This is a genomic window from Chryseobacterium sp. UF-290 (assembly GCF_058245615.1).
The window spans coordinates 1-13,133 of record NZ_JBSICB010000017.1 but is presented as its reverse complement, the minus strand read 5'-3'; the positions used below and the strand labels follow the sequence as shown (position 1 = coordinate 13,133).

The following is a 13,133-nucleotide window of genomic DNA, read 5'->3' as shown; positions in this document are numbered from 1 at the left end:
TTAGAATTTGTATCCAATTGATAGTCTCCAGTTCCTTGGAGCATTATAGATCCATGCATATGAGCCATCATCCGATCTGTATCCGCTGTATAATTTTCTGTTTAAAGTATTATTTAAAATTACATTAACATCGAACTTTTTAGTTACATAAGAAATCCCAAAATTAGTGTCAAAATAATCTTCTAAACGCTGATCATATTTTGCTGTTGTCCCAAACCAGGATTGTCTTCCTCCCTGATATTGATATCCTGCTGAAATACCAAATCCTTTTAGTGTACCGTTTTCAAATCTATAGCTTACCCAGGTATTTTGTACGTTCTTAGCATTCCCGGGAGATTGTACCCCTATTCTTGTAGGCTCTGCATCTTTTACGGTTTTAGCGTCCGTATATGCATAATTGATAACTATATTTAAGCCTTTTACAATTTCTCCTTTGATATCGGTTTCAAAACCTCTTGCTCTCTGTTCACCGGTTGCCACCTGGAATGCTACCCCATTATTTTCATTAATATTTCCGGCTATAAGTATATTTTTTCTTCTGATTTCGTATACCGCAAATGTTGAATTCCATTTTCCGTTAAACCAATCCTTTTTCAAACCCAACTCTATATTTTGACCTTTGAAAGGGTCAGTAATGGAGACATTATTTTTTCCAATTCCAGATTGAGGAGCAAAAGTTTTATCAAAAACCCCATATACAGAGAAATCATCTTTTATTGAATAGCTAATACCCACTCTTGGTGTAAATTCATCGGCCTTGTCTCTTTTTACTATATTATTCTCTGAATAATAAGGATACCCCGCATACGTAGTTCCATTTGTGTATCTTCCGGCTAATGTAATACGTAATTTATTATTAAACATTTCTATTTGATCCTGTACATAATATGAGGTATATTTTACCCCTTGATCATTATAAAAAGGAGCAGAGGTATTTAATGTATAAAAATTATCAGAAGGTAATGTAGACGGATCTACACCATATTGAGGATTGTAAATATTGATAGGATAGACCCCGCTGGCATAACCTGAAAAATCTGCATTATATTTTCTATCTCCATAGTCAAAACCTGCAATTACTTTGTGGACTGCATTTCCTGTTTTTAGGCTACCTCTTACATAAGTTTGAAAAATGTGATTTTTCCCGACTGCCTGCCAGTTGCTTAATGTTCTGTTAAATATGTTGCTGTTGTTTGTATCGAATGACCCCCACCAGGAACCTCCGTCATAGTTCATATCCATATAAGCATATTGTGTACTCCAGATCCAGTCTTTCAATAATTTTTGATCTAATGTTAAGAATAAACTTTGATCTTTTACTTCTGTTTCCTTAAAGTTTTTGTCGTTGAAGTTTGTATGAACATTTAATGAGGCATAACCGTCTTTAGACATTAAATATGCTCCTGGTTGAGAGAATTTAAGGAACTGATAATTATATTGGGCTGTTAAAGTTGTTGTTTTTGTTGGTCTGAAGGTTAATGATGGAGCAACAATTATTTTTTTTGTTTTATCATTTTCTACCCAAGATCCATTGGTACTTCCCATTAAGTTTAAACGGTAATCCAAAATTCCGTCTTTTACAATCACTCCGTCTAAATCTGCTTCACCCCTGAAAAGATTATAACTTCCTGTAGTAAATCTTACAGAATTCTGAAATTTGCCTGTGGGCTTTTTGGTAACAACATTATAGAAACCTGCTGGATCTCCCATTGAGCCCATAAAACCCGCCGGTCCTTTTACGAATTCAATTCTATCAATAATAGACGCATCAGGATTGATAGGTCCCCACGTTGAGGTAACATTCATGCCATTCATGTAAGTTGCAATACTTGCACCTCTCATGAACACATTTGAATATACATTATCCCAATGCTCTACCTTTCTGGCACCACTTACATTTCTTACAATTCCTTCAGACATGTTTAATGTGATCTGATCTGCTAAGATTCCTGCGCTTATTGATTGTATATTTTGAGGAAGTTCAATGATTGGGGCCTGTAATCTCAAAGATCCAGAGACGTCATTCAGTTTATATTTTTGATAGTATTTCCCGTTTACAATTACTTCTTCAATATCATTTGATTTAATAGAATCTTTTTCCTGAGCAAGAGTTAACATAGAACCTAACAATGAGGCACAGATCAGTACATTTTTCATGAAAGTCAAATTTTTTGCAAATATATTATTTTTAAGTGTTCTAAATAAATAATATATTTGATATTTATCATGAAATCATTATATACTGAATAATAAAAAACCGCTTTAGCTAATGCCAGAGCGGTTTTTTAATGATATTGTTAATTTTCCTTATGCCGGAATTTCTCCTTTGTATAAGAAAGAAATAATCTCTTTATTCAATTTATCGATCATTTCACTGAATAGGTGGAAAGATTCCTGCTTATAGATTACAAGCGGATCCTTCTGCTCGTAAACAGCTCCCTGAGAAGATCTTCTCAGGTCATCCATTTCACGAAGATGAAGTTTCCAGTTTTCATCGATGATTGATAGGGTGATGTTCTTTTCAAAGTCATTCACAAGGCTTTCACACTTCGTTTCGTAAGCTTCTTTTAAGTCTGCTACAATGGTCATCGTTTTGTGGCCGTCTGTGAAAGGAACCTGGATCATTTTGAACATTGAACCCTGGTTCTGGTAAACATTCTCAATAATCGGGAATGATTTCTCTTTCAATAGATTCAGCTTCATTCTGTAATCTTCCTGAGCTGCTTTGAATAGGATGTTTGTCAGATCCTGAACATTTTTGTTTCCGAAATCACTTTCAGAAACCGGAGATTCCATTGTGAAAGTCTTGATGATCTCGTATTCAAAGTCCTTATAACTTCCGGTTGCTTTTCCTTTTGTAACGATAGAATGGGCAACATCGAAAATCATATTGGTGATATCATACTTCAGGTGATCTCCGAATAAAGCGTTCTTTCTTCTCTTATAGATCACGTCACGCTGTTTATTCATTACATCATCATACTCAAGAAGTCTCTTTCTTGTTCCGAAGTTATTTTCTTCTACTTTTTTCTGAGCTCTCTCAATAGATTTGCTGATCATAGAGTGCTGAATGACTTCACCTTCTTTATGACCCATTCTGTCCATCATCTTAGCGATTCTTTCAGAACCGAATAAACGCATTAAGTTATCTTCAAGAGATACATAGAACTGTGAGCTTCCCGGATCTCCCTGACGCCCTGCTCTACCTCTAAGCTGTCTGTCAACACGTCTTGAATCGTGTCTTTCTGTACCGATGATCGCTAAACCTCCGGCTTCTTTTACTTCTTTAGAAAGTTTAATATCCGTACCACGACCCGCCATGTTGGTTGCAATTGTCACAACTCCTGGCTGTCCTGCTCCGGCAACGATTTCTGCTTCCTTCTTATGAAGCTTTGCATTCAGTACCTGATGCGGAATTTTTCTTAATTGAAGTGCCTTAGAAAGTAACTGAGAAATTTCAACTGAAGTTGTTCCTACAAGTACAGGTCTTTTTGCTGCTGTTAGCTTTTCAATTTCTTCAATGACAGCGTTATATTTTTCTCTGTTCGTTTTGAAAACTAAATCTTGTTTGTCATGTCTTAAAATAGGACGGTTGGTTGGAATTACCACAACATCTAATTTATAGATCTGCCAAAGCTCACCAGCCTCAGTTTCTGCAGTACCGGTCATTCCCGCAAGTTTATTGTACATACGGAAATAGTTCTGAAGTGTGATTGTTGCAAAAGTCTGAGTGGCTGCCTCGATTTTTACATTCTCTTTCGCTTCAATTGCCTGGTGAAGACCGTCTGAATAACGACGCCCCTCCATGATACGGCCTGTCTGCTCATCAACGATTTTTACCTCACCATCAATTACCACGTACTCATCATCTTTTTCAAACAATGTATACGCTTTCAATAGCTGGCTCATCGTGTGAACACGCTCTGATTTTTCAGCGAAATCTGAGAAAAGTCTTTCTTTAGCTTCAAACTCTTCTTCTTTAGATAGATTTTTGGCTTCTACTTCAGCAATTTCAGTTCCGATATCCGGAAGTACGAAGAAATTAGGATCGGAATTTCCTTGAGACATGTATTCAACACCTTTGTCTGTAAGATCAACCTGGTTGTTTTTCTCCTCGATCACGAAGTAAAGATCTTTATCTACGATCGGCATGTCACGGTTATTATCCTGCATGTATTGTGCCTCTACTTTCTGAAGCAATGCTCTGTTTCCGCTTTCCGATAAGAATTTGATCAACTGTCTGTTTTTAGGAAGACCTCTGTAGGCCTGAAGCAATTTGAATCCTCCTTCTTTAGTATTTCCTGCAGCGATTAATTTTTTCGCTTCGTTGAAGATCGTAGAAACTGTTTTTTTCTGAACTTCAACAATTCTGTCGATGGATGGTTTAAGAACATCGAATTCCTGTCTGTCTCCCTGAGGAACCGGTCCTGAAATAATTAACGGTGTTCTTGCATCGTCAACTAATACTGAATCCACCTCATCCACGATAGCAAAGTTTAATTCTCTCTGTACCAATTCTGAAGGTGAAGTTACCATGTTATCTCTCAGATAATCGAAACCGAATTCGTTGTTCGTTCCGTAAGTAATATCTGAGTTGTATGCCTTTCTTCTTCCGTCAGAGTTCGGCTGGTGGTTATCGATACAGTCGATAGACATTCCATGGAACTGATAAAGAGGTCCCATCCATGCCGAGTCCCTTTTGGCAAGGTAGTCGTTTACGGTTACAACGTGCACCCCTCTTTCAGGAAGAGAGTTTAAATAAATAGGCAATGTTCCTACCAGAGTTTTACCCTCACCGGTCGCCATCTCAGCAATTTTACCACTGTGAAGAATAACCCCTCCGATAAACTGAACATCATAATGGACCATATCCCAAACTACAGGAGTTCCGGCAGCGTCCCATGAGTTTTTCCAAACAGCTGTGTCTCCCTGAATTTCAACGAAATCTTTACCTGCCGCAGCTAATTCTCTGTCCCAGTCACTAGCCGTTACACGGATTTCCCCATTCTGAGCCCATCTTCTTGCCGTTTCTTTCACCAACGCAAAAGCTTCGGGAAGGATCTGAACCAGAACTTTCTCTTCAATTTCGTATGATTCTTTCTTTAAAGACTCAATTTTTGAGAAAAGAGCTTCTTTCTCGTCAACGTTGGTTGAATTTTTTATCTGCTCTTTTATCTGTTCTATCTGAGCTGTGATCTTGCTGGTTGCAGATTTTATATTCTCTTTAAACTCAGCCGTCTTTTGTCTTAGACCGTCATCCGACAATTGTTGGATGTTGGGTTCTACAGCTTTGATTTTTGTTACAACTTTTTTTACTTCTTTTAGGTCCTGCGCTTTTTTGTCTCCCAAAAACCCTTTAAGAACTTTGTTTAAAAAACTCATAAATTTTTTGCTTTATGCTTAATGCAAGATGCTTTAAGCGTTTTAAATGACACGCTTATCGTGTAAATTAATATATAAAAAGGGCAAAAAAGCTCTAAGCACACAGCCTAAAGCTTATCGCTTTATTAATATTCGTCCTCGTTCCAAAGGAAGTCTTCATCAGTAGGATAATCACTCCATACTTCCTCAATAGATTCATAAATTTCCCCTTCATCTTCTATTGCCTGAAGGTTTTCAACTACTTCCATAGGTGCACCAGTTCTGATTGCGTAGTCAATAAGCTCTGCTTTTGTCATTGGCCAAGGTGCGTCACTTAGATATGAAGCTAATTCTAATGTCCAGTACATAATTTTCTAATTTTTTGCAAAAGTATAAAAATAGGTTGTATAATAAACTTTTTTATACTTGATTTTCAATTCTTTTTATAATTTTTTCTTATAAATGACTGTCACCAACTGCATGTCAGCCATGTCAGCAATTTACTTATTGTCGTTTTCTCAAAAACCATTCCACAAATTTTTTTATGCCATTTTGGAAGTCTGTGTCTGGTTTATAACCTATTAAAACCTTTGCTTTTGTAATGTCAGCATTGGTTTTTGTGACATCTCCCGGCTGCATTGGCAGAATTTTTTTTGTGGCAGTTTTTCCCAGAGCTCCTTCTATAGTAGAAACCATTTCAGATAAAGTGATGACCTGGCTTTCACCCAGGTTAAGAATCTCATAAATTCCTGAATTGTTCTCCAGATAAAGGATTGATTTCGTAATCCCATCAATGATGTCATCTATATAAGTATAATCTCTGGCCGTACTTCCATCACCGTAAAAAGGAATTTCAATACTTTCTGAAATAAGCTTTGTAAATTTGTGTATGGCAAGATCAGGGCGTTGTCTCGGGCCATAGACCGTAAAGAACCTAAGTTGAATCATATCTATATTATATAGATTATGATAAACGTGTCCCAGAATCTCACCACTTTTTTTAGTGGCTGCATAAGGTGAAATAGGATTGTCCACATTATCCGTTTCAGCAAAAGGAATCTTCTCGTTGTTTCCGTAAACGCTTGAAGAAGAGGCGCAAATGAATTTTTTAACATTAAAGTCTTTGCAGAGTTCCCAGAGGTTCATGGTTCCCCGGACATTGACTTCTTCATATTCTAAAGGTCGTTCAATAGAAGGGCGCACGCCGGCAAGGGCAGCCAGGTGGATAACCATATCGATGGCATGGCTTTTAAAGACATTTTCAAGACCTTTCTTGTCCCGAATGTCCTGATAATAAAGAGAATATTGATCAGACAGGGATAGGGAAATTAAATGCTGGATATCGGTCTCTTTGTCAGAGAATTCAAAATCCGAAATTTTGCCAATTGACTCTAAAGTATTTTTAATTTTTATCTGATAGCTGTAAAAATTATCAAAATTGTCAATGTTTATGACAGAATGTCCATTTCTTAATAATTGTTCAATTAAATGTGAACCAATGAACCCGCTGCCTCCTGTTACAAGGTAAGTCATCTGTGATTTTTTATTAGTGCAAAAATATAAATTTTACTTTTTTGAAAATATAATCATTAAATTTACTTAAAAAAGTAATATAAAATTAATATGCAGTTTCAAGGGCAAATTTTAAAGATGACAAGCTATGATGCAAAGCCGGTCCAGTATTATCTCAACCTTTCAGGGGATTTGATCCACATGAATGAGTTGTTTGGGAAAGAGTTAAGCATAAAGCACGTAGGGTTTCAATGTGTAAACTGCGGTGAAAATAAGCCAATATATAGAATGGGTTTTTGTAAGAACTGTTTTTTTGAAAGCCCTTATGCCAGTGATACCATTATCCGTCCGGAACTTTCTACGGCACATTTAGGCGTGGCAGAACGTGATCTGGATGTGGAAAAAGAAATACAGCTTCAGCCTCATACCGTTTATCTGGCTTATACCGGGGATGTGAAAGTGGGCGTAACGAGAAATACACAGATTCCTACCCGATGGATTGACCAGGGAGCCACTTTTGCGCTGCCTATTGCAAGAACCGAAAACCGTTATGAAGCCGGAATGATAGAAGTTGCTTTAAAAGAGCATCTTCCGGATAAGACCAACTGGAGGAAAATGTTACAGGATGATTTTGAAGGAGAAGTAGATCTTGCAGACTTCAGGCAGAAGATTAAAGAATATTTTCCTGACGATTTTCAAAAATTCTATAGTGACGGAGAAGAATTATGGATGTTTGATTATCCTTTTGAAAAACCTGAAAAAGTAGCCTCATTCACTTTAGATAAAAAACCTGAATTTACCGGAAGGCTTACAGGGATCAAAGGGCAGTATCTTGGATTTGAGGGTGGAAATTTCATTAATGTCAGAGGACATGAAGGGTATGTCATTGAGTTGGATGTGAAAAATTAGATTTCACTATAAAAATACAATAAACCAAGTCACAAATATGAAAAAATGGGTAAAAAGGCTATTGATAAGTTTGGGAATTCTGGCGGGAATCCTTCTGGCTGTGAATTTCGGACTGAATATATGGCTTAAGACCCAGCTTCCTGAGTACATCAAAAACAATACAGATTATAAAGTTTCCTATAAAACACTGGATGTGGATCTGGGAACAGGAAACATTTTGTCTACAGGTATTTCTGTGAACACTAAAGATCCCCAAAACATGGATGTTATCGGATTACAGGGAACGATTGACACCCTAAAGATCAGCCGTTTTGGTATTTATGATGCGCTTTTTAATAAAAGAATAAGCTCCTCTGACCTGTTGCTGTCAAAACCGGCTTTGAATATTATTCTTGCAAAGCCTGTCGATCGTAAAACCGGAAAAAAGAAGAGCCCGTTTTTATTTGAAAATATCAGGATTAATGACGGATCCATTGCCGTTTTCAGATATACCAGGCAAAAACTTCTGTCTGTACATCAGTTAGAGCTCTTTGTAGAAAATCTGCAGATGACAGAAGAATCTGTAGAAAAAAAATTGCCTGTAGTTTTTGACCGGTATAGCATTAAAGGGAAAAATTTCTTTTTCCGGCCGGATGAAGCATATGCTGTTACTATCAATACTATTAATACGGCAGACGGACAAATGTCTGTTGATCATTTTAAACTGACCCCGCTTCTGTCTTTTGACCGGTTTAAAAAATTCTATCCCAAAAAAACTCAGTTATTTGAATTCACAATCCCTAGAATGGATTTTAAAGATGTGGTTTTAAATAAAAATAAAGTTTCGCTTGCCAATGCCACTTTTCAAAACCCTGTTCTGACAATTTACAATACAGGGGTAAAAGCCAACAAAGCGGAGAAAAAATCAAGTCTTGAAGTTGATTTAAAAAATATCAGGCTAAACAATGCTGCGGTTCAGATCAATAAACCCGATGGAGACAAGCTTTTATCTGCCGGAAACCTGAATTTGAACGTCAATCAGCTGCTTTTTAATAAAGAAACTGCAGAGCAGGTCATTCCTGTAGGATATCAGGATTTTACATTTTCCGGAAAAAATATTGAATATTCAGATCATCAGAATATATCTGTTGGAAGTATTGCTCTAAAGCCAACCAGTGGAGAAATCAGAAATATTATATTAGCACCCGGTACCTCTGCGATTGGTAAAACAACGATGGATGTAAAGACCGGTCATATTGCATTTAATATCAATAAATTAGAATTTGTTGAGAAAAAACTGAACCTAGATCTTAAAGATGCCCTTGTAGAAAACGTTAACGGTACGGTCAAAGCAGGAGAAAATAAAGTGGGTAAAAATCCCGGACCAGGAATTATAGGATCTGTTATTATACGGAAGATTTCTTTAAAAAATTCTAATATTACTTACGATAAAGGAAAAGAGCCATTGGCTTTTCATGATCTGAATGCCACAATAAACAATCTTGAAATAGCTCCTAAGTCCAATAATGAGGGCTTGTCTTTTAAAGTGAAAGATTATTTTCTGACTACCCGGAATTTTATTTATAAGACACAGTTCTATACTATGAGCCTCGGGCTTCTGAAACTGAATAAAAATAAGATACAGGTTAATAATTTTGCCATGAAGCCTCTGGTTTCGAGAGCTCAGTTTATCAAAATGATACCTGTTGAAAGAGATTTATACGACCTGAAAGCCGTACAGATAAGTGCAGAAGGTAACTGGGACCTGTTTTCCCATAATAAATATATCAATGCCTCGAATGTCACGGTGCAATCTGCGGACGCCAATATCTTCAGAAGTAAAATCCCGAAGGACGATCCCAAAATAAAGGCGCTTTATTCAGAAATGCTTCGCTCTATTAAAATTCCTATGAATATTAATAACCTGGATCTTAAAAATTCAGTTTTAGTATATGAGGAAGACACTCCTGAAAGTATGGGGCCGGGAAAACTGACATTCGGAAATTTTAATATGAATGTCAGTAATCTGAATTCAGCTAAAGCAAAAGGAAGATCAACAAAGGTAGACATTAAGATCAACTGCTCATTTATGAATCTGTCGCCACTTTCTGTGAACTGGAACTTTGATGTGGCAGATCAGCACGACAACTTTGCCATTTCGGGAAAGACATCTAATCTTCCTGCAAGTGGGATTAACCCCTTTATCAGACCTTATCTTCATGTGACGGCTACCGCCGGGACTATCCAGGAAATGCTTTTTAACTTCAAAGGAAATCCGGCAGGTTTGCATGGAACGTTCAGTCTTAAGCATAAGGATCTGAAAATAGCGGTTCTAAACAAGAATAACCATGAGAAAAAAGGTCTTCTGACGGCTGTTGCGAATGTTTTTCTAAAATCAGATTCCGGAAGCTTCCCTGAATCGGTAGCCGTAGAGAATGTGGAGCGGGATCCTACAAAATCGTTTTTTAATCTCTTCTGGAAAGGTATTGAGCAGGGATTAAAGAAAACATTGATCGGTAAAAACGTAGAGAAGACAGAGAAAAAAGTAAAAAATGCTGTTTCTTCTGTGAAAGACATGAAAGAATCTGTAAAAGAAATAAAACAGGAGATCAAAAACAAAAAATCAGATCCACAGCCACAGGAAAGGGAAAAGAAAGGGTTCCTGAATAAGATCTCTAAAAAGAAAGAAAATTCTGAAGAAAAATAACCTTTTAAACCATTGAGAAGCTATAAGAACGAAGGGATATCATACCAATGGATATGAGAAAAGTTTACTTATTAAAATAATCTCAATGGTTTAAAAAATTAAATATCTGATCCTTTGGGATTAAAAATTGAATTCGTCGCTTTCCTGTATAGGAATATTTCTTAAAAACTCATCAAACTTTTCACCGGGATAATTGCTGTCTGCCCCATATGAGTCTATAATCATACCGCGATTTCCTGCGCTGTCTTTTAAAACATAGAGGACAGCACTGTCATCCGGATTGCTGTCTCCTTCAAAACGATAGGTTTTCAGAATCATCAAATCGGAAGGCTGGTAAATTTTATCTGAATTTTCAAACTTCATTTCACAGTTTTCATTCATTCTGAACTCTCTGTGTATTCCTCTTTCAGAAAGCGTTTTCATGACCTGGCTTAAGGTGGTCATTCTGTCGATGTTTTCTGGATTTTCCATAATAATATTTTTCTTGTTAAGTACAATAATTAAACCATTGCATTTCTAAATATAAGAAAAATAACCCATTATAATTTTCTTAAAAATAGAGTTTAATGTTAACAAAATTTATAATTAGAAAAAATAAAATAGGTACACTTTTTGCAATGCATATAATAATAAATCAAAGAAAATATGAAAAAAGAAGTTGGAGTTTTACTGGCAGGGGGAGTTGGTCTTTTGGCAGTATTAAGTTTAATAAGCATTAAAAAAATTTTGACTAAAAAAGACAAAAAATATAGTGATTCCTATTCGGATTATCACAGACACTTTGATGAAAAAAATCAAGAAGATGAAACTCATGGAGTGGAGTTTTACGCGCTGAAGTAGTAAAAAAATATATTAATTATGTTTAATCCAACGCTTTTTAAGGGTTGGATTTTTTTTGTGGAAAACTTTAGTGTTAAAACTCATTATTTTATAAAAATTCCATTCTAATTTTACACCGGAATGCAAAACGAAAATTTCATAAAAGGTCAGGGCGCTCAGCGAAACGTTATCAATCGTTTCGACAGGTATACCTATGAACCTGAAGATGAGGATTTCGAAACGGTAAAGACCTCTTTTACTGAAGTTTTTCCCAAAACAATTGTCAATCAGGTTAAAAGTGAGGACCTCCCGATGGAATATTCCATGAATCCTTATCAGGGATGTGAACATGGATGTGCTTATTGTTTTGCGAGACCTACACATGAATATTGGGGATATAGTGCCGGAATTGATTTCGAAAGAAAGATCATGGTAAAAAAGAATGCCCCCGAACTTCTGGAAAAATTTTTTCAGAAAAGAGGATATAAAGCCGCTCCGATTTTGCTGTCAGGAAATACAGATTGCTATCAGCCTGCCGAGAAACGATTTGAAATTACCAGAAAACTGTTGCAGGTCTGTCTTGATTACCGGCACCCTGTCAATGTTTTGACAAAAAATGCCCTCGTATTGAGAGATATTGATATTTTAAAACCGATGGCAGAACAGAATCTGGTTTCCGTATCATTAAGTATTCCTACGATCAACGAGGAACTCAGAAGAAAAATGGAACCCAGAACGAGTTCTGCGAAGAATAAGCTGAAAGCAATAGAAATTCTAACTGAAAATAAAATTCCTGTACATGTCATGGTGGCACCGATTATTCCGGGGCTGAACAGTGATGAACCTTTAAATATTCTAAAGTCTATCTCTGATGCGGGAGCTTTGAGTTTCGGATATACTCTGGTACGGCTAAATGATACGGTTGAACCGGTCTTTGTTAATTGGATCGAAGCACATTTTCCGGACAGGGCACAGAAAGTATTGAACCTGATCCGTTCTATGCGGGGAGGAAAGCTTGGAGATAAAAGATATTTTGAAAGACAGAGAGGAGAAGGAAATGTTGCGGAAATGATCCATACTACTTTTAAAATAGGGAGGAAGAAATTTTTTGACGGAAAAGAATTTACTAAACTTTCAACTGCAAACTTTACAGGAACCAGAGATCAGCAACTGAGGTTGTTCGATTGATGATAGCTTTCTGTAGTTGTTCCGGATAGTTATACATTATATATTATATAGTATATAGTAACCTTTTTTTCAAAATAACTGCTAAAAGTAATTTCTCAAATATTGTTTACATATAATTATAATATAGAATGCAGAAGTAGGCTTTTCTATTGTGAATGCTTGGTTATAAAAAACTGCTGCCTTAATTCTTTTTCTTTTATCTTCCTGAGGAATTTTGAAAGAGAGAAAAAGTAAAGTAAAAGGTTTTATCTTTCATTTTTTTCAGTTTTCAACGTTTAGGACGTTTTGATTGGCTTCCTTCAAACATTTGTTTAAAATTTTTCATATTGTATCCCAGTGTATTAGGGTTAAAATGTTATTGGGATGTAAACTTTATGTTAAGTAAACTTGTTTTGTGTGTTAATAAGTGATTATCTTTGCCCCACTGAAAACAGAGAGTATATCAGTTAAGCGCAGAAGAGCTTTTAGCTAAGCATAAACATTTATTGTACCGAAGAAACAGACGAAAAGACTTTTACTTTTTTTCATTAAAAAAAGGTTGTGAGTTAAAATAAAGTTTGTATCTTTGCGGTCCCAATTATAGGGAGCGCAGGAGTAGTAGATTGAATTGTAAGAAAGGATTTGGGTTACGAAAAAAACTTTAAATTTTTCTTTCAAA

General features: G+C 36.2%; 9 protein-coding genes. 4 read left to right on the top strand and 5 right to left on the bottom strand.

Annotation, left to right across the window (positions count from 1 at the left end; all coding sequences use genetic code 11):
• From AC4IF5_RS16900 to AC4IF5_RS16885, 4 genes are all read right to left on the bottom strand, one after another.
• Positions 1-2,157 (bottom strand): TonB-dependent siderophore receptor, encoded by a 2,157-nt coding sequence (locus tag AC4IF5_RS16900; RefSeq protein ID WP_490736538.1) that lies wholly within the window; start codon positions 2,155-2,157, stop codon positions 1-3.
• 150 nt (positions 2,158-2,307) lie between these two features.
• Positions 2,308-5,382, bottom strand: coding sequence for a preprotein translocase subunit SecA (gene secA / locus AC4IF5_RS16895; RefSeq protein WP_490736536.1), 3,075 nt, complete (start codon positions 5,380-5,382; stop codon positions 2,308-2,310).
• 125 nt (positions 5,383-5,507) lie between these two features.
• Positions 5,508-5,729 carry a DUF2795 domain-containing protein gene (locus AC4IF5_RS16890; RefSeq protein WP_002662059.1) on the bottom strand — a complete coding sequence of 74 codons (222 nt, stop codon included), beginning with the start codon at positions 5,727-5,729 and terminating at the stop codon, positions 5,508-5,510.
• Between the two features lie 136 nt (positions 5,730-5,865).
• Positions 5,866-6,894, bottom strand: a complete 1,029-nt coding sequence (locus AC4IF5_RS16885) for a GDP-mannose 4,6-dehydratase (RefSeq protein ID WP_490736526.1) — start codon at positions 6,892-6,894, stop codon at positions 5,866-5,868.
• 90 nt (positions 6,895-6,984) lie between these two features.
• On the opposite strand from AC4IF5_RS16885, the gene AC4IF5_RS16880 reads away from it, so the two are divergent.
• Positions 6,985-7,782 carry a DUF2797 domain-containing protein gene (locus AC4IF5_RS16880; RefSeq protein ID WP_490736524.1) on the top strand — a complete coding sequence of 266 codons (798 nt, stop codon included), beginning with the start codon at positions 6,985-6,987 and terminating at the stop codon, positions 7,780-7,782.
• 37 nt (positions 7,783-7,819) lie between these two features.
• Positions 7,820-10,468 carry an AsmA family protein gene (locus tag AC4IF5_RS16875; RefSeq protein WP_490736522.1) on the top strand — a complete coding sequence of 883 codons (2,649 nt, stop codon included), beginning with the start codon at positions 7,820-7,822 and terminating at the stop codon, positions 10,466-10,468.
• A gap of 120 nt (positions 10,469-10,588) precedes the next feature.
• Here AC4IF5_RS16875 and AC4IF5_RS16870 read toward each other — a convergent pair whose 3' ends face one another.
• Positions 10,589-10,939: a hypothetical protein gene (locus AC4IF5_RS16870; RefSeq protein ID WP_490736520.1), complete on the bottom strand. Its 351-nt coding sequence runs from the start codon at positions 10,937-10,939 to the stop codon at positions 10,589-10,591.
• 174 nt (positions 10,940-11,113) lie between these two features.
• Here AC4IF5_RS16870 and AC4IF5_RS16865 point away from each other — a divergent pair, with 174 nt between their 5' ends.
• Together AC4IF5_RS16865 and AC4IF5_RS16860 are read left to right on the top strand one after the other, a co-directional pair.
• Positions 11,114-11,308, top strand: a complete 195-nt coding sequence (locus AC4IF5_RS16865; protein ID WP_047379954.1) for a hypothetical protein — start codon at positions 11,114-11,116, stop codon at positions 11,306-11,308.
• Between the two features lie 120 nt (positions 11,309-11,428).
• The gene (locus AC4IF5_RS16860; RefSeq protein WP_490736518.1) at positions 11,429-12,475 is read left to right on the top strand and encodes a PA0069 family radical SAM protein; all 1,047 of its coding nucleotides are present in this window, start codon (positions 11,429-11,431) and stop codon (positions 12,473-12,475) included.
• Positions 12,476-13,133: the final 658 nt, after the last annotated feature.

Bases quoted from the DNA above. Each gene is read 5' to 3' on its own strand.
- AC4IF5_RS16900 (WP_490736538.1), bottom strand. From the start codon at position 2,157: ATGAAAAATGTACTGATCTGTGCCTCATTGTTAGGTTCTATGTTAACT.
- secA (WP_490736536.1), bottom strand. From the start codon at position 5,382: ATGAGTTTTTTAAACAAAGTTCTTAAAGGGTTTTTGGGAGACAAAAAA.
- AC4IF5_RS16890 (WP_002662059.1), bottom strand. From the start codon at position 5,729: ATGTACTGGACATTAGAATTAGCTTCATATCTAAGTGACGCACCTTGG.
- AC4IF5_RS16885 (WP_490736526.1), bottom strand. From the start codon at position 6,894: ATGACTTACCTTGTAACAGGAGGCAGCGGGTTCATTGGTTCACATTTA.
- AC4IF5_RS16880 (WP_490736524.1), top strand. From the start codon at position 6,985: ATGCAGTTTCAAGGGCAAATTTTAAAGATGACAAGCTATGATGCAAAG.
- AC4IF5_RS16875 (WP_490736522.1), top strand. From the start codon at position 7,820: ATGAAAAAATGGGTAAAAAGGCTATTGATAAGTTTGGGAATTCTGGCG.
- AC4IF5_RS16870 (WP_490736520.1), bottom strand. From the start codon at position 10,939: ATGGAAAATCCAGAAAACATCGACAGAATGACCACCTTAAGCCAGGTC.
- AC4IF5_RS16865 (WP_047379954.1), top strand. From the start codon at position 11,114: ATGAAAAAAGAAGTTGGAGTTTTACTGGCAGGGGGAGTTGGTCTTTTG.
- AC4IF5_RS16860 (WP_490736518.1), top strand. From the start codon at position 11,429: ATGCAAAACGAAAATTTCATAAAAGGTCAGGGCGCTCAGCGAAACGTT.